The sequence below is a fragment of the Cuspidothrix issatschenkoi CHARLIE-1 genome, from assembly GCF_002934005.1.
In the GTDB taxonomy this organism is placed as follows: domain Bacteria; phylum Cyanobacteriota; class Cyanobacteriia; order Cyanobacteriales; family Nostocaceae; genus Cuspidothrix; species Cuspidothrix issatschenkoi.
Genome location: NZ_PGEM01000044.1, coordinates 1 through 20,524 on the forward strand (window position 1 = coordinate 1; position 20,524 = coordinate 20,524).

15 protein-coding genes are annotated in these 20,524 nt (G+C 37.4%); 5 read left to right on the top strand and 10 right to left on the bottom strand.

The window, feature by feature from the left end; genetic code table 11:
• Positions 1-687 precede the first annotated feature (687 nt).
• The gene (locus tag CUN59_RS07335) at positions 688-885 is read left to right on the top strand and encodes a hypothetical protein (RefSeq protein WP_104387230.1); all 198 of its coding nucleotides are present in this window, start codon (positions 688-690) and stop codon (positions 883-885) included.
• Positions 886-1,025: 140 nt separating this feature from the next.
• On the opposite strand, the gene CUN59_RS07340 is transcribed toward CUN59_RS07335, so the two are convergent.
• Positions 1,026-1,394, bottom strand: coding sequence for a hypothetical protein (locus tag CUN59_RS07340; RefSeq protein WP_104387231.1), 369 nt, complete (start codon positions 1,392-1,394; stop codon positions 1,026-1,028).
• Positions 1,395-1,722: 328 nt separating this feature from the next.
• Here CUN59_RS07340 and clpS point away from each other — a divergent pair, with 328 nt between their 5' ends.
• Together clpS and CUN59_RS07350 are read left to right on the top strand one after the other, a co-directional pair.
• Positions 1,723-2,004 carry an ATP-dependent Clp protease adapter ClpS gene (gene clpS, locus CUN59_RS07345; protein WP_104387232.1) on the top strand — a complete coding sequence of 94 codons (282 nt, stop codon included), beginning with the start codon at positions 1,723-1,725 and terminating at the stop codon, positions 2,002-2,004.
• Between the two features lie 262 nt (positions 2,005-2,266).
• Complete coding sequence (locus CUN59_RS07350; RefSeq protein ID WP_104387242.1) at positions 2,267-3,109, top strand: CPBP family intramembrane glutamic endopeptidase; 843 nt, start codon at positions 2,267-2,269, stop codon at positions 3,107-3,109.
• 188 nt (positions 3,110-3,297) lie between these two features.
• On the opposite strand, the gene CUN59_RS07355 is transcribed toward CUN59_RS07350, so the two are convergent.
• Together CUN59_RS07355 and CUN59_RS07360 are read right to left on the bottom strand one after the other, a co-directional pair.
• The gene (locus CUN59_RS07355) at positions 3,298-3,756 is read right to left on the bottom strand and encodes a DUF4079 domain-containing protein (RefSeq protein WP_104387233.1); all 459 of its coding nucleotides are present in this window, start codon (positions 3,754-3,756) and stop codon (positions 3,298-3,300) included.
• Positions 3,757-4,052: 296 nt separating this feature from the next.
• Positions 4,053-5,396, bottom strand: coding sequence for a histidine phosphatase family protein (locus CUN59_RS07360; RefSeq protein ID WP_104387234.1), 1,344 nt, complete (start codon positions 5,394-5,396; stop codon positions 4,053-4,055).
• 342 nt (positions 5,397-5,738) lie between these two features.
• Between CUN59_RS07360 and CUN59_RS07365 the strand changes: the two genes are divergently transcribed.
• Together CUN59_RS07365 and CUN59_RS07370 are read left to right on the top strand one after the other, a co-directional pair.
• The gene (locus tag CUN59_RS07365; protein WP_104387235.1) at positions 5,739-7,706 is read left to right on the top strand and encodes a dynamin family protein; all 1,968 of its coding nucleotides are present in this window, start codon (positions 5,739-5,741) and stop codon (positions 7,704-7,706) included.
• A 52-nt stretch (positions 7,707-7,758) separates the two neighbouring features.
• Complete coding sequence (locus CUN59_RS07370; protein ID WP_104387236.1) at positions 7,759-9,807, top strand: dynamin family protein; 2,049 nt, start codon at positions 7,759-7,761, stop codon at positions 9,805-9,807.
• Positions 9,808-9,958: 151 nt separating this feature from the next.
• On the opposite strand, the gene CUN59_RS07375 is transcribed toward CUN59_RS07370, so the two are convergent.
• The 7 genes from CUN59_RS07375 to CUN59_RS07405 all read right to left on the bottom strand — a co-directional run.
• Complete coding sequence (locus CUN59_RS07375) at positions 9,959-10,384, bottom strand: PIN domain-containing protein (RefSeq protein ID WP_104387237.1); 426 nt, start codon at positions 10,382-10,384, stop codon at positions 9,959-9,961.
• Positions 10,381-10,656, bottom strand: a complete 276-nt coding sequence (locus tag CUN59_RS07380) for a hypothetical protein (RefSeq protein WP_104387238.1) — start codon at positions 10,654-10,656, stop codon at positions 10,381-10,383. The genes CUN59_RS07375 and CUN59_RS07380 overlap by 4 nt, the downstream gene beginning before the upstream one ends.
• Before the next feature lie 278 nt (positions 10,657-10,934).
• Positions 10,935-15,680, bottom strand: a complete 4,746-nt coding sequence (locus CUN59_RS07385; RefSeq protein WP_104387243.1) for a hybrid sensor histidine kinase/response regulator — start codon at positions 15,678-15,680, stop codon at positions 10,935-10,937.
• A 119-nt stretch (positions 15,681-15,799) separates the two neighbouring features.
• The gene (locus CUN59_RS07390; RefSeq protein ID WP_104387239.1) at positions 15,800-18,679 is read right to left on the bottom strand and encodes a methyl-accepting chemotaxis protein; all 2,880 of its coding nucleotides are present in this window, start codon (positions 18,677-18,679) and stop codon (positions 15,800-15,802) included.
• A 16-nt stretch (positions 18,680-18,695) separates the two neighbouring features.
• On the bottom strand, positions 18,696-19,229 hold the full coding sequence (locus CUN59_RS07395) for a chemotaxis protein CheW (protein ID WP_104387240.1): 534 nt from the start codon (positions 19,227-19,229) through the stop codon (positions 18,696-18,698).
• A 13-nt stretch (positions 19,230-19,242) separates the two neighbouring features.
• A complete protein-coding gene (locus CUN59_RS07400) occupies positions 19,243-19,608 on the bottom strand; it encodes a response regulator transcription factor (protein ID WP_104387241.1) in 366 nt (121 codons plus the stop codon).
• A gap of 209 nt (positions 19,609-19,817) precedes the next feature.
• Positions 19,818-20,524 (bottom strand): response regulator (locus tag CUN59_RS07405; RefSeq protein ID WP_133164008.1); only part of this gene is annotated, 707 nt, incomplete at its 5' end.

Consider the following 20,524-nt stretch of genomic DNA (forward strand, 5'->3'; position numbering starts at 1 on the left):
TTTATATTCTAGAACTATCATTGGTTGATTGTTTACGACCTGTAACTATTATACAATGAATATTTCCACGGAAACAGTGAAAAAATATATTGAAGAGTAAGGCATTAACGTCAATGCAGGATAAATCCTGCAACTAGTACAGCACGGCGTAAATAAACCAACAATTATAAATCCCCCAAAAGCCTATACTGTGTTCGTTTTGACTTTTGACTTTTGACTTTTGAATGCATGACTTCCGCCCTGCGGTGCTAGCCTTCATCCCTTGTCTAAAGCCCAGGTGTGGCTTCCTGAGTCAGCCCCACCTTCAAGGGTTTTCGGCATTTTCCTTATAAATTTACTAACTTTGTTTAAAGATTATGCCTACCCGCCAGAGAAATGTATATATAAATACATTTTTTTTTGCCCAGTTACAAAACAATATACATATACACCCTGAATGCAGATTCATCATCTGCGGCGATTGCCATTACACTGGTTGATGGCTAAATTATAGGTACTTGCAGTTAGTTTTTCTGTAGATATCAACCTTGATTTTTCATCATCTGGTTGACAAAAAAACGGAACTATTCACTCATGCTTTAGGGATTTAGTGGTGATCTAGATCACAAAAAATAGAAAAGCAAATCACCTGTAACACCAGTAATTGTCTTAGATAATGATTAGCAACTCTAACTTGGTGCATTGATCATGAATACTCAATATGTTATTCGTCAATTAGTGGAAAAAGCCCTGTATATCCGCAAATTAACCCCAGAAATCGAAAATGAGATCAACTCCGAACTGACAAAACTGGGACATATCTCTGATGTTGACTACGAAGCATTAGAATTACTTATGGCAGAGATGGATGCTGGTAGAGTACAGTTAGTTCCGACTTGGGGCTAGTCTTCTGGCCACAAGATAGAATTGAATATTAATATGCCTTAGCTGGTTATGGATTGACCGTAAGTAGCTGATAATACCTCTGTTTAACAAACACTATACTGACTAACTGACAGCACAACTAAAATCATGGATTGTGCTAATTAATTCTGTGTGCTAGAATAGTCTTCTTTTTGGTATGCTTGCCACAGTTGATGAATAAATGAATTAAATTGCTGTTTAGCTGCTAAATCAGATTCAAATTTTATTTCTTTGGGGAAAATCTGCCCTAGAAAATCAATAACTTCTGTATCTAAAGGCGCTCTAAACAATTCCAGTGGCCATAATAAATCAGATACATCTCGAACATCTACAATCAGTGGTAATTCCTCAGTAGAGTTTACCAATAGCAAAGGACGTACCCAACACAATTGACGGGAAACAACTGTTTCAATAACTTCTGCATAAAGATGTTGGTTGCTATAGTCTAAAGATACTATTTGCCCTGATTGAAATTTGGGACTGTTATCCATAAGCATATCACTGGATTCTACATTCCTTTATTCTATAACAGGGAACAGGGAACAAAGTGGAAAGTATTTTGATCAGGACTTAGGGACTTCCAACTCAAAAAATACCCAAAAATTTTTTGTGGTGCATAAAAGCAAAGTATAATTTTTTTGCTCTATCATCAATGGCCAATTCCCTCTATTTGTGTTATAATGATCGGGGAAAAACCTTTGAGCAACCCCAAAATTATTTCAAGATGAAAATACGGTGGCTGCAAAAGTAAATAACTGTTTAGCAAATGCTCAACAGGAAACATATTAAATCAACCTAACAATACAAGAGCAAAGAACCGTGTCAGTCGAAACCATTGAGAAGCGTTCTACAACCCGTAAGCTTGCGCCTCGATATCGCGTTTTGCTCCATAATGATGATTTCAATCCCATGGAGTACGTTGTGCAAGTGCTAATGACTACTGTTAATAGCATTACCCAACCGCAAGCTGTTAGTATTATGATGGAAGCTCACCATAACGGATTAGCTTTAGTTATTACGTGCGCTCAAGAACACGCGGAGTTTTATTGTGAAACCCTCAAAAGTCATGGTTTACATAGTACGATTGAACCTGATGAATAGTTATTGGCCACTCGATTTTGGATTTTGGATTTATGATTTTTCTATCCTGAAGGACTCCCATGCTGTACCAAATTTTTTTAATCTAAAATCTAAAATTCCTGGTCATTAGTCATTGGCAAAAATATACAGCATATTTCATTCAAATGAGGTACAACCATAATCAAACTTTTGTGGTGCGGGCATCTTGCCCGCAAAATGTGTACCTCATAGCTTCGCAAACTGCTGCATAGTATTGACTAATGATGGTTAGCTTAATTCGATGATGAAAATTAATTTAGGGAAAATTGCCCAAATTCCCGCCCCTCTCAGGGTGGGTTGTTTTATTTTATGTTTATTAATGTTATGGTTGCCCCTAGCTTTACCAATTTATTGGTTAGTTAAAAATACAAATTTAAAAAGTATTTTAACGCTGGTAATATTATATGTAGAGTTTATTTTTCTGCTGAATATTTGGGGCAAAAAAGTTTACCAGAAATCAGGAATATTTAGCCATTATGGGTTAGAATTTACGCGAATAAATGGTGTAGACTTGTTGCAAGGGTTAGCCATTGGATTAACTTGTGTTTTAGTTTTATTTGGTTTAGAAGCTGTCCTTGGTTGGTTAGTATGGCAACAACCCAAAGTATTTTTAGGCAAAATAATTTTAGAAGGTTTATTAGTTAGTTTAGGTGTGGGGTTTGCAGAAGAATTATTATTTCGGGGTTGGTTGTTAGATGAATTACAACGAGATTATAAATTAAATATAGCCCTTGGGATAGATGCAATTTTATTTGCTGTATCCCATTTTATTAAGCCTTTAGAGGCAATTATTCATACTTTACCTCAGTTTCCGGCTTTAGTGCTGTTGGGGTTAACGCAGGTATGGGGAAAACGTTGGAGACGGGGACGTTTGGGTTTACCTATTGGTTTGCATGGTGGGTTAGTGTGGGGTTATTACATTATTAATGTGGGACAATTAACCAAATATTCCGGTCAAGTTCCTGACTGGGTTACAGGCGTAAATAATAATCCTTTGCAGGGAGTTATGGGGGTGGTATTTATGGGTGGACTAGCTTGGTGGATGGGTAGTAAACAACAGGTGAAAAGCGATAGAGTTGATAATTAGCAGGACTTACGCAAAATAGAACGAGGGCAAGCTACATGAATTACCCCTAGGAAATAATCAGGGTTTCAGTTACATCTTGCGTAAGTCCTAATTAGTTAATGTCCTCAATTAGTTGTGAATAAAATTGATCATTTATGGACACAATAAATAAAAGCAGTCGGGGATCTTTTGAATGAAATATGCTGTAATTAAGGTAAATATTTTTGTACGACACTCCAACCAGTGAGAGATACCCATGTAAATCCTAATAATAAGCACATATTACAACTAATATGCACAGGTCTAGCCCAAGGGTTTTCGGTATTAATTTGAGTGGCACTAAAGGCTGATACTAAAGTTAATATTACTACTATTAACCCGGCAATTAAATGGGGTGAATGTCCTAATGAACCAAAATGTCCTAATGTCCCCACAATACCAACAGCTAGAAGTAGTAAGACTAGACTAACCATGATGATACCGATGATATAATGAAGCGATCGCACTTGACGACGATACCAGGGTAATAGAAGACCAAAAGACATGGGGTTATTTCTAACTTTTAACATCCAAATACCAGTCATAGCTAAAAATAAGTAAGCGACTAAAGATAAACCCATTGACCAGGCGGCTATTTTCCATAACCATAAAAAGGAAGGTAGGTGCATAAAATAAAATTGAGGATTTAGAAGTTTTAAATGGGAGTGAGTATAGCTGTAATTACTGTTGGGGTGTCTTCTCTTTGGATAAAATGATCAATTTCGGAAATGATAAATCTTTGATAATCTTTTGTAAAAAATTCTTCTTTATTCGCACTGGTTTATGGTAAAGTTGCACGGTCAGATCCTCTATATAATACTGTATTAGGGACATCAATTTTTGGTGTTTTCATTATTTATCTACGTTTATCTATGTCCATGTTGGGTTAGGGGTAATAATAAATTACCCCAATGATTTTTCCAGATTACAATGCACCGGCGGCGGTTTTATCAAGAACACTATTACTTAAATGTCCAGTAATATTCATGGCTTGTAGAACTGGATAATCTTGAATACCATCAGGATAATCAATCACCGTTACAGCACCGTTACCTTGACGGAAGTTCCAGAAATTTTCGTTAGATAAACCGAGAATATGACACAATAAAGTTTTATTTGTGGCATCATGGGCAACTACTAATCCTAGTTGTAATTGCTGGGATTCGGCATTTTTAACTATGGTATGCCAATCACTAACACTGCGTTCTTTTACCTGTTCTAAATTTTCGCCTTCTGGCATCTGTACTTCTGCTGGAATTGTGCGCCAACGTTCTAATTCTCCAGGAAATTCTTGTTCAATTTCTGATTCAAATTTACCTTCCCAAAGTCCATGACTAATTTCTCTTAAACCATCAAATAATTCTAATATTAAATTAGGATGATTTTTTAAGATAATTTCGGCTGTTTCTTTAGGACGGGACATAGTGCTGCTGACAGCAAAATCAATATTTACATTTTTGAGAAATTCGGCGGCTTTTCCGGCTTGGTTTCTGCCATTATCATTGAGGGGAATATCAATTTGTCCTTGAAATTTGCCTTGACGATTCCATTCGGTTTCCCCATGACGGACTAATAATAATCTTACGCCTTTATGACCAGGACGCAGAGAAGGGAAAGTTTCGCCCAGGTGTTGGGTTTGATTCATAGATTCTAACTGTACGGGTTCACCCAAACCACCGGCAAAATTCAAGATACTAATGCCGCAGTTAGATTGTTGTAAACAATGGTAGCGACTGGGGGAAATTCCCAAAGCTGTGCTAATTAAGGCGCGATTGATGCCATTATGACCGACAATGAGGATGGTTTCGCCTTGGTGTTGGGGGAGAATATCTTGCCAAAATTGTTTAGCTTGGGTGTATAAAGCTAAAACCGGGAAATGTTCTTTAGTTCCTGAGGGTGCATCTAAAACCATCCGCAATTCGTGGGGACGTTCTTTCCAGATGCGGTAATCTTCTGTTAATTTTTCTTTAACTTCACTGGTTGTCATTCCTACCCAGAGGGGTAAATCAACTTCTACTAAGTTTTCATCTATTTGAATGACGGGAGATTGTTCTGCTAGTTGACTGCGAATAATTTCGGCTGTTGATTTTGCTCGCTGGAGGGGACTACTATAAATAGCTTGAAAGGAAATACTGCTGAGGGCTTTTCCTGCTTGACTGGCATCATTTTGACCTTTTGCGGTTAATAATGAGGCATCAGTACGCCCTTGAATACGTTTTTCTATATTGTAGGTACTTTGACCATGACGCACGATGATCACACGGGTCATTTTTTTTGTCTTCCTTGTATATCAAAGCAATAATTTTACTGCAAAATGTGCCAGGAAGTCATGATATCTGAATCATGATTGAGGAATGGTTTGCTTGGATTCTGGGGAGTATACTGTATAGTTACAGTTTCCCTATTGTTGATCTGGGATATGCGATCGCACTATTTTAATGGCATAACTTAGAAAAAATTCGTTGTCACCAAAGTACAAGTATGTTTACATAGTAGTATGGTAATTATATTTGAGTATACGAGCGCAATTTCTAAATCCACAACAATTAATGATAAAATTACACCTATAAGTGAGTAAATACTGAACAACTGCAAGAACTAAAGATTAGCTATGAGTCCACCCACAAATTCATCCTCTATAGATTATAGGCAATCGCTACTAAAAATTATATCTTCATTGAAGTATCTACAAGATTTATCTCAAGAATTAAATCTAACAAATTTAGTTGAAATAATTAGTGAATCTCTCAAGCGAATTGAAAACAATTCCTTCAAAATTGTCGTATTAGGGGACTTTAATCGCGGTAAAAGTACCTTTATTAATGCTTTGTTAGGACAAGAAATATTACCGTCAGATATTTTAGCTACTACTGCTACTCCCAGCCGAATTATTTATAGTTTAACACCAGCAGCAAAAGTTGCTTTTAAAGATGGTAGCGAACAAGAAATTGAAATTCTAGAATTGTCCAATTATGTTACAAAATTGACTTCAAAATCAGAAGCCACAGCCGCAAAAATTAAAGAAGCAATTGTTTATTATCCAATCCCATATTGTCAAAACAATGTCGAAATTATTGATACTCCAGGATTAAGTGACGACGAAGAAATGACCGCTGTAACTTATACCATGATCAATCAATGTGATTTAGTAATTATGGTAATTTCTGCTCAATCACCTTTTAGTATATCAGAAGGTGAATTTTTTACAAATACACTACTAGAAAATGGCATAAATCATGTGCTATTTGTAGTAAATAGAATAGATGCTTTCCCATCTCATGAAGCTGCGATAAAAGTAATTAGTTTAATTAAAAATCGTATAAAGAAGTGCATTAAAGATTGGTCTGAACAACAATTAAATTCTCCAGATAATCTAAGAAAAATTGGCAATTTTAAAATTTTTGGAATTTCTGCATTTGAAGCTTTACAAGCTAAACAATCTCATAATCAACAATTACTAGCCAAAAGCTTATTTGTTAATTTTGAATATGCTCTGAAAACGTTAATTAATCAGCAGAGAGGATTAATACAATTAGAAATCACCAATAATCGGATAATTAACTGGAGTCAGGAAATTTTAAAAATTATTCTTGAACAAGAATCTATGCTAAAACAGAAGCAATTAAAGTTCAATGTATCCAGTAAAAGTATCAACAATGAAATTATCTTGCTTATTCGTATCTTGTCGGAAATTATGCAATCAATTAATGTGACACTCACCAGTATTAAACAACAGATAACTACATCATATTTTCAACTAGAGAATAATCTCAAACAAATTTCTAAACAGATTATCGAAACAAGTGTTTTAAATATTAACGAAGAGAAGAACTTGGCTGAACGGGTATCAAATTATTTGCAAACTGCAACAATAGAGTTAGCTAACAAAATTCAATCAGAAACTAAACAAGCATTAAGTACAGAATGGTTACGAGTCAAGGATTTTATTGATTTATTTGAAAAAGATATTCCGCAGCTAAATAACGCAATCAGTCATTTAGGAGCATCGGAAACAATTAATAAAAAAGCTATAGATAATATTCGATATAAATTGAATAAATCCCTTGAAATATTTAACCAAAAACAGTTAACTAACTTATCTCTTTCGTTTTCTTCAAAATCTGAAATCTTTGTATTTACAAAGGAGGCAAGTGGTATTGCAACCACTACTGGTGCTACCATTGGTTTATCATTATTAGGTCCATTGGGAGGTGTAATTGGAGGATATATTGGTGCAGCAGTTGGTGATAATATGAGAAAGGAGAAATTCAAAGAAAACTATTTACCTCAAGTAATAGCAGAAATTGATAATCAATTAAGATTAATGAATGTTAATCAAGCTGTAAACAGCTATGTTTATCAAGCCTGTTATGGATTAGAGGAAGTACAAATTTTATTAGTGAATGAGGTTAAACCAATATTAGATAATATTCAGAATCAAATGGTAGAAAATTATGCAAAACTTGAAACTAAAATAATGGTTGAACAGCAAGAAATTAGTCACAAGAAAGAGAAAGTTAATCAGGTTTTAGATGACGCTAAAAAACTTTCTGAAAAATTCTGCTTACTCAGAGTATAAATTCTAGGTCTCTACGATACAATCAAATATATTTACCAGGAAAAACAAAACCATGACATCTATAACTCCATCTAATATTTCTCTTGATTCTGTTTTAGAGTATAATAAAATCGAGCGCACGCTAATAAGTGATTTAGAAAAATTGCGAAGGTTTTCTCAAAAATTAAAGCTCACAAAATCAATCGGATTAATTGATGATGTTTTACAACGGATTGAACAAAGGACTTTTTCTATTGCCGTAGTTGGTGAATTTAAACGTGGGAAAAGTACCTTTATTAATGCTCTTTTAGGTCAGGAAATTTTACCTTCTGATATTTTGCCTTGTTCTGCCACACTAAATCGAGTTACTTATGGTGTAAAGCCAGAAGTGAAAATTATTTTTAAAGACGGTAATCAAGAGCAAATTCCTATTGAGAAACTAAATGATTATGTTACTAAGTTAACACCAGAATCTGAAATTACTGCCCAGTCAATTAAAGAAGCAATTGTCTATTATCCCATACCTTATTGTCAAAATAATATTGACGTTATTGATACACCAGGGTTAAATGATGACCAGAATATGACTGAGGTTACTCTGTCAGTTTTACCCCAAGTTGACGCAGCTATTATGATTATTTTAGCCCAGTCACCTTTTTCTCAGTTTGAAAGAGATTTACTAGAAAACAAGTTACTAACAAATGATTTAGGTCGTGTTATTTTTGTTGTCAATATTTGGGATAGTTATACTCCTGAACAAACAGAGCGTATACTTCAGAGTGTAAAAAATAGGATTCAAAAATATGTGCTAGAAAGGGCTGAAAATCAATTTGGTAAAGATTCTGAAGAATATACAATCTATAAACAAAAAATTGGCACGCCTAAAGTGTTTGGTATTTATATTAAACAGGCTTTAGAGGCAAAACAAAAAGGTGATCAGAATTTATTATTTCAAAGTGGATTTAAGCAATTTGAAGTAGCATTGGAAAAATTTCTCACTCAAGAGAGAGGTGTGATTCTTCTGGAAGTACCAGCTAATCGGGTAATTACTTCATCTAAAGAAATTCTCACTACCATTAACATTCAAGAAAGTGCTTTGGCAATGAAGCAAGAAGAGTTTCAAGCAGCTCGTGAAAAAAGTTTAGCTGAGATTGCAGCAATTCGAGAAAGACAGACTACGGAATTTAGGCTCATTGATGGTGCTGCTGCCAATGTGAAATTATTAGTTCGTCCTTTAATCTCTAATTTTTCTACTGAGTTAAAACAAGCAGCAGAGGAAGCAATTCGAGACACAAAAATAGAGCCAAGAGAAGTAAAAAATGATAATACTAAAAAATCTCTAGCTAATAAGCTAAGTAAGACAGTCGAAAATGCTCTACGACATCGCACAGATAAAATATCTCAGAAAATTCAAGATGAAATTCAGAAAGGAAGAGACAAAGAAGTTGAACGGTTACAAGATTTTGCTCAATCTGTTGGACAAGCAATCACAAACATTGAAATGCAATTTGTTCAAGTTGAGGTAAGTTCCAACCGCAAAACCAGTGCAGCAGCAGAAGCAATCACTGTAGGTCTATCAGTATTTACAGGATTTGGTGGTATTTGGTCAGGATATCGTGCCGCAGGGGTAAAAGGAGCGTTGGTTGGCGCTGGTGCTAGTTTTGGTACTTTGTTTGGTATTGGAATGGTAGCTGGTTTTTTAGGCGCACCCATAACTTTACCTGTTTTACTTATTGGTGGTGTTATTTCTATTTTTACAGGAGGTGGATTAGCAAGTAAGATATTTGCTGATGATCTTATAGAAAACTACCGGAAAAATTACACAGAAGAAACTTTAGAAGCACTTGACAAGCACATTCGAGAGCAACGACTAGAGCAAACAATAGATGATCAGATTACAACGGCTTTTAAGGTGCTAAAAGAAAAATTGGAACAAGAGGTAAATGCACTATTGGACAATACCCAAAAAATTATTACCGAACTGAGCGATAAACGGGGACGACAAGAAGCAATGACTGAAACTGAACGTCAGGAATTTAATCAAATTCGTGCTGAAACCCAACGCATTCTTGGCAATGCTCAACGCTTATGTGAGCAACTTACAGAAATTATCAGTGTTTAATTGTTGTAGGCTCTCTCACTTCGCACATACAGCACTTTTGAAGTAAGTGAGGTACACCAATTTTAGAAGGTAGTTTTAAAACTTGAAGTTCAATTGGTTACTGTACCTCATAAACATCGAATCTGCTGTAATTAGTTATCATGAAATACTGTCAGTCATGCTTTATTTCCTGAATAATTCTGAGTAGTTCAATGGGACTATAAATAGGCAAACTAGCAGTCTTAAAATCTTTGCTATTTCGAGTCACAAAACCATCAACATCTGTATAAACTCCTGAATGATATAAAACAGCATCCTCAAAATCAGAAAAATCTGAATTTATCGCTGCTTTCAATATCACATCATTAACTTCTGCGATTGCAAATAAATTAAGCAATTGATTAATATAAACCTTAGCTGACTGTTTTCCTACTGATTTAGTTAACAAATAATCAATCGTAGTTATCGTTGTCGCACAAAGATAACCTTGAATAATTTTCTTCTCAATCGCATTAAATAAATTAATAGATAAACTAGCAAAAGGTTCACGCTCTAGTAAAAGATCAAGAACAATGTTTGTATCAAGTACAATTTTCAAAGATATTTTTCCTCTAAATGTTTTTTATAGTCCGCCACATCAACATAAGAACCCTTTAAAATTCCCACTAGCGATCGCGTAATTGGTAAGATTTCATCATTGCTAGTTTGTTGTAACAATTCTCTCTGTTCAACTAATAAATCATTGGTAGCTCGTCTTTTTTGCTCTTCTAATAACATTTTTTCCACAGCTTTCTGTACTAATAGCTGCATATCTGGCATTTGCAAAAGTTGATTACCTAAATCATCAGATAACTCAATTGTAACTTGCATAAAATACCCCCTTAAAACTGCGGTTTAATCCCTAATTCTTTACAGAACAATACAATTTTAGCATAGGAAGTATTCAACGGTTTTGCTAGGACAAGTATAATAACCCTCTTCTGTCACTTTCCAGGATGACAATCGCTATAATCCTCATCAGATAACTAATACAGGCTGTACTAATTCATTCAAAACTGTAAGGATTAATAATTTTAACTGGTGTTATATTTTCTAACCTCACAAATACTTTAACTCGATTCGAGAACCCCCTGCCCCCCTGCCTCCTACTAAGCAGTTACCAATTTTTCCCCTTTAAGCATTCGTGAAGCAGCTTCTACAAGAGCTTCTTCCAAATAGGGTTTAGTAAAGTAACCACTAGCGCCAAGTTGTACCGCCATTTGTCTATGTTTATCAGCACCGCGTGAGGTGAGCATCGCAATAGGTAAATTATTCAAACTGCTATCCTTTTGAATCCGTGATAACAATTCAAGTCCATCACAACGAGGCATTTCAATATCACAAAAAACAATATCACAAGGTAAGCCAGAACGCAGTTTGTCCCAAGCCTCCTGTCCATCACGGGCTTGTTCTACACGATAACCAGCTTTATTGAAGGTGAGGGATAGGAGTTCCCGGACTGTAATTGAGTCGTCCACAATTAATACAGTAGTTTCTAGTTTATTGGCGATCGCCTTGTTTGATGGTAAATTAGGCTGTTGCCAACTCGGTCCGATATGCTTAGACATTTTACCTTGGAAAATATCAATGATTTCTAGCACATCAGCGATGGGCATAATCATACCGTCACCAAGGACAGTAGCCCCAGCAATCCCACTAGGTTTAGGGGCTGGATTTTCAAGTTGCTTGATCACAATTTCCTGCTCACTCAAGACTTGATCGATTTGCAGCGCAATCATCGTACTGCCTGAACGGACAACAATAACAGAAAGTAACTCATCATTTTTAGCGGCAGTATACATATTGCCACGAGTCAAGTGACGATTAAATCTTAATATTTCCTTCAAAGGTTTGAAAGGCAGTATGGTGTCGCGCCAGTGAATAAATAATTGTCCATTCCCATCTTTTTGAACGTCATTAGCAGGAATCTCCAGAGTATCTTCTACGCTATCTATAGGGAAAGCAATTCTAGCCCGATCAAACACACAAAATATAGCCTTGCAAATACTCAGAGTCAGAGGTAAGCGAATCGTAAAAGTAGTACCCTGTCCTAGAGTGGAATCAGTGCCAATTACGCCCCGAATTTCGCTGATGTCGTTTTGAACCACATTCATACCTATGCCTCGTCCCTTAATATCATCTATCTCATCAGCAGTGCTGAAACTAGGAAGAAACAATAGTTCATAGGTTTCTAGTCGGGACATCGTTTCTGCTTGTTGGGGCGTAAGGATGCCTTTTTTGACAGCTTTGTTTTTAACCTTTTGATGATCAATACCAGCACCGTCGTCGCTGACGGAAATTATGGTTTGGTTTCCTTGTTGCAAGGTACGAATAGTGATCGTCCCTATGGGTGACTTGCCAACAGATTGTCGTATGTCTGGGGGTTCAATTCCGTGGGCGATCGCATTATTGATTATGTGAGTTAAAGGATCTGTAAGATGATCTAAAATCATTTTGTCAACTAAAGTATCCGCCCCTTCTGTTACTAGTTCTATTTGTTTACCGTATTTAATAGCGTTATCTCGCACCCCTCGCCGTAGACGATCAATAGTTTGGGCGAAGGGAATCATTCGCGCCTTTGTTAAACCTTCTTGTAACTGGCTAGTCGCCTGTCGTAGTTGTCGGGTTACCTGTTCCGTTTCCTCACTAATAAAGTCAATATCACTGGATGATTCCCGAGTTCGCACAATAAATTCAATCATTTCTTGTGCCAGGATATGGAAGGGTGTAAATCTATCCATTTCAATTTCGCTGAATCCTCTGTGTCCAGTGTTGTTGTGATTATGGATGGCGGTGGTGTTGTGTTCTCTGGTGCGACGATTGGTTAATAGGGATGATTCTAGGAGCGATCGCTCATAGTATTCTTGCATTCTCACCCCGACATCTGAGAGATGCTGTACTTGTACCAATAGGTTATCTAAAGATTGGCGGAGTCGTTGATGATTCTGTTCCAAAGTATTACGATTTACTACCAATTCCCCGATTAGGTTACTCATTTCATCGAGTTGCTTAATGGGGATTTTCATGGTTTCTTCTTTTGTCCTGCGGGGGCTGTTGCTAGGACGGGGGATTTTACTGGTTGTTTTCTGTGACGTAGAGGCCGTAGTGGATATGTCTTGATCAACTTGGGCTAATAGGTCTTCTAGTTCGCTAAATTCATCTTTGAGTTTTGATGGGGAAGGGGTGTTTATGGTTTTGATTGAGGTTGGTTGATTGGTGGCTGGTTGGGTGATGTTAATTTCTGGTGAGTTACTTTCATTTAGTAATGCTTCTAGGGCGGCAAAGTCTTTGTCTTCAATGGCTATGTCATGAGTGTTTTCTGTTGAGGAGTTGTTTGATGAGGTTTCTATGGCTGTAATTTTATTTAGGGTTTCTGGTAGAGGTTGATTTGAGGGGGATTCTATGGCTGTGAGTTTATCTATGGAGGATAGTTCTATTGTTGTTTGTGCTGGAGGGTTGTCTAGAAGGATTTCGATGGATTCAGGGTTATTTGATGGTGGTTTTTTTAGTTTAGGTTTTGGTTCTGGTATTAGGTTGGATGCTGGTTTAAGGTCGGTAGGGGTGGATTTGAGGTCTGGTTCATTTTTTGTTGATGATTGATTGTGATGGTTTTTGGTGGTTGGTTGTGACTGGATATTTTCTGTGTTAAATGTTGTTTTTTTCTTAGAGAAGGATAGGTTATTGTCGCTGCTGTTAGTAATTGGTGGGGGTATTTTTGGATCGGAGTTGGTGGTTATTTCTGGGATAGGGTTTACTGTTTTTGAGGTTGGGGAAAATTCGTTGGTTAAGGGTAAGGGAAGTTTTTTAGTATTTGGATTGGTGGGGGTTGAGGTTACGTCTGGAATTTGGTTAAATATATCTATGTTTTGATTATTGATGTTGATGTCAGGGGTGAAGAATATATTAAAAGTTTCTGATTGATTTTGAACAACGAAATTAAAATCTCCATCTAAATTATTACTCTGAGTAGATTTATTGTTGCTCACATTCTCAAATGATGCACTAAATAAACTTTCTTCCAGTTCTCTAGCTACATCTTGATTAGCTGTAATATCTATACCTGAATCTAAAGGATTGAGATCATCCCAGAAATTATCTAAATTATCTACAGAACTAGACACATTATTAATTGTATCTGGCGTACCAAATAAATCATCAATTTCATTTCTAACTACAGAGATGTTTTCCTCCACTTGAGAAAAAAGATTATCTAAAGATAAACTTTCTGGTGCTGATGGCTTAATTTCTGGAATCTTTACAGTTCTAGTATTTGTGAGTATGGGAGTAGAAGCAGATATATCTTCACTAACAGGTGGCGAAAATAAACTATTAAGATCTGTCTCAGTTTCAAATGTTATTTCTGGTGTAGTTAATTCCCCATCAAAAGATAATTCATATAATTCATTATCTTCTGTAAAGATCAGTAATTCTTCCATAGAATCACCATTACTGATCTCATGAACTAGAGTATTTTGGTGAGATTCTCTAGAAATAGAGATTAATTCTTCTAGAACATCGTTTTTAGGAAATTGTAAATCTGTTTCATTAGCTAAACTATGACTAGATTCTAACAATTGATAATTATCCGTGGTATTTGATGGGGCATCATTTTCTATTTCTAAGAAATTATTATCAAATAACAAACTTAAATCTGTTTCTGCTTGTAATAATGATGATTGAGTTTGATAGCGAAGCGCTTCGCTATCGCTATTGATATCTTCTAATATTTCTTCTTGTTGCCAACTATCATCTAATTCAGGTATATCACCCTCAAATAAATCAGCTAGGCTATTTAACTCAGAAATTCCTACTTCTGACCCAGCGTGATCTAGGGGATGGCCAAGGGTATTGTTGCCCAGAATTCTTGATTGATGATCATTAAATAAAGATAGTTCTGTAAAGCTATTTTTGTTGGTGGGACTGACGGATGGTTCTTGGTCTGTAGTAGAAAATAAAGAGAGATTGCTATCTGGTTCGTCAAATTCTAATAATTCTAGTTCAGGAAGAGGTAGTAAATTTTGTAGCTGTTGACTAACAACAATTTCTGCATCTCTATTTTGTAGAACTAATTCTTGTGCCTGTTTAATTTCAGTAATAATGATTTTAGCTAAGGTTAGATAGCTATTGTCTGGATTAGATATAGCTTCAGCCACCGATTCACATAAATTACACCAATGAGATAAATTTAAGTCCCTACCAATTGTCCCTAATTGCTCACAACATTTCTGTAAATTTTCACGAGAAGAAGATAGACTAGTTTGTTTAAATAGTTGCAACATTTCCCGCAGGATTTGTAACACCTGACTTTGAAATTCTGTCCAGTCTTGATTTTGGCTAATTGTTGCTGGAGATTTAGATATCTGTGGTGCTACAGGTATCTGTGTTGGTGGATGAATGCCGGGAGTATTAGTGGTTGCTTCTTCTAAGTTTCCATGTCCTACCAGTGTTTCTATATGATTATGCAGAGTTTGCATTACTGGTTCTGTTTTAGACATTAACTCTTGGGCAGTTTCTTCCGATAAACCAAAGGGATTTCCCAGGTGATCTATGAGAGATTTTAAGGTGTCACAAACACCCAAGAGTAAAGATTCTAAAGTTTGGTCTATTTGAATGGGATGATCCTTAAGGATTTTAAAGCAATCCTCAAGACGGTGGGATGTGTGCTGAATACTACTCAAGCCCAGCATAGCAGCACCACCCTTAATAGAATGGGCTGCTCGAAAGACTTCTTGAATCATTTCTGCATCGTCGAGAGTGCTTTGTAGATTAAGTAATCCTTGTTCGATGGTGTTTAGGTGTTCTCTAGCTTCTTCGAGGAAGTAACCTAAAATCCGTTGTTGTTGATCTGGTTGCATGGTCATAAGTTTAAATCAGGTAAAAAAGAAAAGTAAAATCGCCCAAACCCTCTTCACTCTTGCCTCTTGTATGATTGCCTCTTGCCTTGCCATAACGACGATTTTCAATACTAACCTACTTACTTGGTTTCAATTGTTTCCACTCGGAAGCGTTCTACGGAAGCAATCAAATCGCGGGAGACTCCGACTAAATGTTGCAATGCTCCAGAAACTCTCTGTGCTTCTTGAGAGGTTTCTTGTGCTGTTAGTTCTACGGATTGCACTACTTGGGCTACAGAGCGAGATGTTTCCGTTTGTTCTACGGTATCACTGGTAATTGAACGTACTAGCATATCAATGTGATCTGCTACTTGAATGATGTTGTCGAGGGATTTTTTAGCTTCTTCTGCTAGTTTGGTTTGGTGAATTACCTGTTGTGTTCCTTCTTCCATTGCCATCATTACTGAGCTAGTTTCGCTTTGAATTTGCATTACAATCTGCTCAATTTCTTTGAGTGATTTAGCGGATTTATCTGCTAATTGGCGGACTTCATCAGCTACAATGGCAAATCCTCGTCCGGCCTCACCTGCTCTGGCAGCTTCAATGCTAGCGTTGAGTGCGAGTAAGTTGGTGCGGGAGGCAATTTGAGATACTAGAGCAATGATGGAGTTAATTTCTTGGGAAGATTCTGCTAGTCTTTTCACCTTCCGGGTAGTTTCTGCTACTGTTTCCCGAATTTCTAAAATCCCTGCTACGGTGTTTTCTACTGCTTCTCCACCTTTTTGGGCGATTTGACTAGCATCACGGGCTACAGATTCTGCTTCTCTAGCAGCTTCTGCGACTCGTTGAATGGAATCGGTCATCACCTGTACAGAATTTAAGGTGACAGCTAATTCTTCCGCTTGACGTAAAGCATCCCCAGATAAGGCTCGCGCAAAGGTTTCCGAATTGGTTGAACCCTTGGTTACATCCCGTGCTGCCACTTTTACCTGTTGGACTATATCCCGGAGGTTTTGAATGGTCAGGTTAAAGGCATCTGCTACTGCGCCCAGTACGTCGGCTGTTACCTCTGCTTGTACCGTCAAATCTCCTCTAGCTGCTCCTTCTACGTCGTCTAGGAGGCGAATTACCTGGCGTTGGAGGTTTTCTTTGGCTTCTTCCTGTTCAATGGCTTTGCGCTGGGCTTCATTGGTAGTAGTAAAAATTACTCTGGCCATATCATTAAAGCCAGTGGCTAAATAGCCTAACTCGTCTTCTGAATAGACGGTTACTTCCACATTCAAATTACCTTGACGCACTGCATCAAATTGGGCTTGTAAGTCTTGAGTAGTGCGGCGAATTTGCTTGAGAGTCAGATTGCCCATAAAACCTGCTGTCGCTCCTCCTGTCACCCCGGCAGCTAAAGCCATTAACCAGCCTGTATTTCTGATAGATTCCCTCTGTTGGGGTGGTGACATCAATGTTCCTACTGCGGTGACGACAGCGACCACTAATGCTGATGCCAAACCCACGGCACCGGCTATGTACCACTGTTTCTGGTCTAGAGAAGCGTTTTCAAAGAAGCCAAATAAGCCTTGTTCAACAACCACATTTGGTTCTATCTTGGCAACACCTGACTGGGTAAAGACCGGATCTTGTGCGCCGGTGATGGTGAATAATTCTTCATCCCGATCACCAAGATCATCGGATGAACCATCAACAAACTGATTCAGTAAATCACCCCGACTATCTAGGGACTCTGATAGCATACCCCCATCTGAAAAATCACCTTCTTCAGCAAGTTCAAATCCTGGGATATTACCGAGATCATCAAATTCATCAAAGTCGTTTAAAAACTCTATATTATTCTTGGTGGTGTTCCCAGAGGATAAATTATTAGTATTATCTTGGGTGATAAAGGTTTCAGAGCTAAAGTCTTTTTCATATTCCGCCCCAAAGGCCGATTCAAAGGCATCTAAATCAAAATTATCATCATCAAAGCTATTCATAGTTGATTGCTGTTGTGATAATGTAGAATTGTTACCTGATGATGCAGAGACTGGTTGATAATTACTAATTTGTGTCTCAGCTACAGGGAGTATAAATTCGGATACTTCATCTACCCAGCTATCCTGGTCATTTGCATACAAGTCTTCTTCCAGGTTATTTTGCCAGTTATTTTCTATATTATTGTTGCTTGCCGGTAGGTTAGTTTCTACATAGTCCTCTTCTTGACTGGGGGTGATATCGTCAAAATTATGATTGAGATCTTCACCGATCAGTATTTCAGGGGCATATTCTTGATCATAATTAGTTGATAATTTAGTTTCGCCAAAAGGTGAATAGCTGCTGCTATCATCACTCATTCCTGAAATTCCATTACCGAAATTGCTATTAACCTCGGCATTTTTCTGATCTGCAGAAATCTCTTCTTGCCAAAAAGGTGGTAATTCTAGTTCATCTGATATGGGATCTTCATCATATGAGATAGGTGATAAAGCAAAAGGATCGTCATTCATTGCCCCTGCTAAATCTAAAAATGAATTAGCTTCTGCTTCCATATTATCTGAAGCAGCTAAAAAAGGATTAGATATATCTGCTTCTTCCCCATGATCTATAGATCCTTCATAGTCAGCGAAGGAGTTGGATGCAAAACCGTTGTGTTGCAAATTGCCATTCATGCCTAAATCCAAAGTTTTTTCTTCTTGATCTGTGGCTATAGCAAAGGGAGAACCCTGAGCATCTTCATAGTTGCCAAAGGGTTGTATATACTGGTCTATGTTGACTAAACAACTATTAACAAGATTGATTAGGTCTTGATCCGTTGTTAAATGTAGTACAGTTTCATATTCGTTTTTTGCTACCTCATACTGTTGTAGAACATAGTAAATGTGTCCTTTGAGTAGGTGTGAGTTAGGGTCTGCTGGTGAATTTTCCAGTGACTGATTAATTAAACTTGCGGCTAGTTCATAGTCCTGTTGTTCATAGGCTATTCTGGCCTGGTCATAAGTTGGTTTTTGATCATCTATACGTGTTGCCATATGCACCCTCCCAAGTTCATCCTGCCCATCGCGCACTACGTAAAATTGCTATTTGATCCAGTAATCGCAAAGATTTTTTTTCTTGTCCTGTCTCAAATAACCACTCACCCCGTAAAAACGGAGTCATTGTATCTGGTACATTGTTATGTGGCATTAGATGTTGTACATCAAGCCAGTCCATGCCACAGATTTCTTCAACTCCTAAGCCGACAATTGTGTCCTGATCTTCAATCGCAATTACGGGAATTTCTGAGCAATCGGTATTTAATGGAGTTGTTTCCCCAAGAAATTGCCCCAGATCCGCGACCCAAATTAATCTCCCCCGTAAATTTAGCGTACCCAAAAGTAAAGGCGATGTATTCGGAATTGGTGTAATCCGATCTGGACTAAGTTCAATTACTTCCCGAATACCTGTGGCTTGTAAGGCAAATTCCTGACGTGAGGGCAGAAAAAACCGCAGGTGTAACTCACCTTCAGGACTTTCTAGTTGTAATTCAGGACGGAATTGATCTTGCCCAGTGCCACTTAAAAAGTCTGGTTTGCTAACCATGTTATTTTCATCCTTATCCTCGCAGCAATTGTTTGACTGTTCCCACTAACTCGGTTGGTTGAAAGGGTTTGGCTATATAAGCATCTGCCCCTTGCTTCATGCCCCAGTAGCGATCAAATTCTTCCCCTTTAGAAGAACACATCACTACGGGAACATTTTGGGTTTTGGGATCTGATTTTAACCGACGGCAGAGTTCATAGCCATTCATGCGGGGCATAACAATATCCAAAACCACTAAGTCGGGAGGTGTAGCTTGAATGGCCTCTAGGGCTTCTAGTCCATCACCTGCATGAGTCACTTGTAACCCACTGGCTTTGAGTAGGTCTGTAATCATTTCTCTTTGGGCAAGACTATCTTCAACAATTAGGACTGTGCTCATAAATCTCTATTTACCTCCTGATTTATACATTCCCTGGCGGAACATAAATGATTCTGATGACAAAGATTAACTGTATAAATTAATTCTATTGTTTCACTACTTTACTGTATATGGAAGTTGGTTAAACAACAGTTTTTATTTTTGTGATCGCATCTTTTACCCTATTTTGTATCCAATCAACAAGTCTTGTATCCTATTTGTATACCTGTTCAGTAATCGGGGCTAAGATACTGCTCTATCAGCATCAATAATTCTTGATCTGTAAAGGGTTTAGTCAGATAATCTGTTGCTCCTACCATTCTGGCGCGAACGCGATCAATAAATCCGTCTTTACCAGTTAACATGATAATTGGTATAAGTCGAAAGGCTGTGGAATGCCGCAACATTGCACAAATTTCGTAGCCATCTAGTTCTGGCATTGTAATGTCGCAGAGAATTAAATCTGGCCGAAGTTGAAAGACTAGACCCAAGGCTTGCAAGGGATTGGTGATGGAAATCGCTTCATAACCCTGTAATTTTAAAATTGATTCTATCGTCTCACAAATCACTAATGTATCTTCAATACATACTATTCTCCCTTTGTACTGTTTGGATTCAGTACTAGGCTCGGGTTTACTAGGTTTGAAGGTATCTGAATATATCAGTTGCAACCAACCTTGCTGAACATAAGGATATATGGCTTTGGCTACTGTTAAAATATCACGGTTTAGATGCCGCGCTAACTGACGCAAAGAAGTTTTACCATCAGCCCAGTTGTGCAACTTTTGCACTGTGGTTTCTGGCAACGAAGCACCTAATTTAGCCATGTTAGCCAAAATAGGTAATTGTTCAGGTGATTGAATATGTGGGTATAATTGTTTCCATTCTTGCACTTGCTTAGTGATTGTGGTAACTAGCTTAACGGGTGACAAGGCGG

Coding starts and splice junctions, on each gene's coding strand:
- CUN59_RS07385 (WP_104387243.1), bottom strand. CDS start 15,680: ATGCAACCAGATCAACAACAACGGATTTTAGGTTACTTCCTCGAAGAA.
- CUN59_RS07340 (WP_104387231.1), bottom strand. CDS start 1,394: ATGGATAACAGTCCCAAATTTCAATCAGGGCAAATAGTATCTTTAGAC.
- CUN59_RS07350 (WP_104387242.1), top strand. CDS start 2,267: ATGAAAATTAATTTAGGGAAAATTGCCCAAATTCCCGCCCCTCTCAGG.
- CUN59_RS07400 (WP_104387241.1), bottom strand. CDS start 19,608: ATGAGCACAGTCCTAATTGTTGAAGATAGTCTTGCCCAAAGAGAAATG.
- CUN59_RS07390 (WP_104387239.1), bottom strand. CDS start 18,679: ATGGCAACACGTATAGATGATCAAAAACCAACTTATGACCAGGCCAGA.
- CUN59_RS07380 (WP_104387238.1), bottom strand. CDS start 10,656: ATGCAAGTTACAATTGAGTTATCTGATGATTTAGGTAATCAACTTTTG.
- CUN59_RS07395 (WP_104387240.1), bottom strand. CDS start 19,229: ATGGTTAGCAAACCAGACTTTTTAAGTGGCACTGGGCAAGATCAATTC.
- CUN59_RS07360 (WP_104387234.1), bottom strand. CDS start 5,396: ATGACCCGTGTGATCATCGTGCGTCATGGTCAAAGTACCTACAATATA.
- CUN59_RS07365 (WP_104387235.1), top strand. CDS start 5,739: ATGAGTCCACCCACAAATTCATCCTCTATAGATTATAGGCAATCGCTA.
- CUN59_RS07335 (WP_104387230.1), top strand. CDS start 688: ATGAATACTCAATATGTTATTCGTCAATTAGTGGAAAAAGCCCTGTAT.
- CUN59_RS07370 (WP_104387236.1), top strand. CDS start 7,759: ATGACATCTATAACTCCATCTAATATTTCTCTTGATTCTGTTTTAGAG.
- CUN59_RS07355 (WP_104387233.1), bottom strand. CDS start 3,756: ATGCACCTACCTTCCTTTTTATGGTTATGGAAAATAGCCGCCTGGTCA.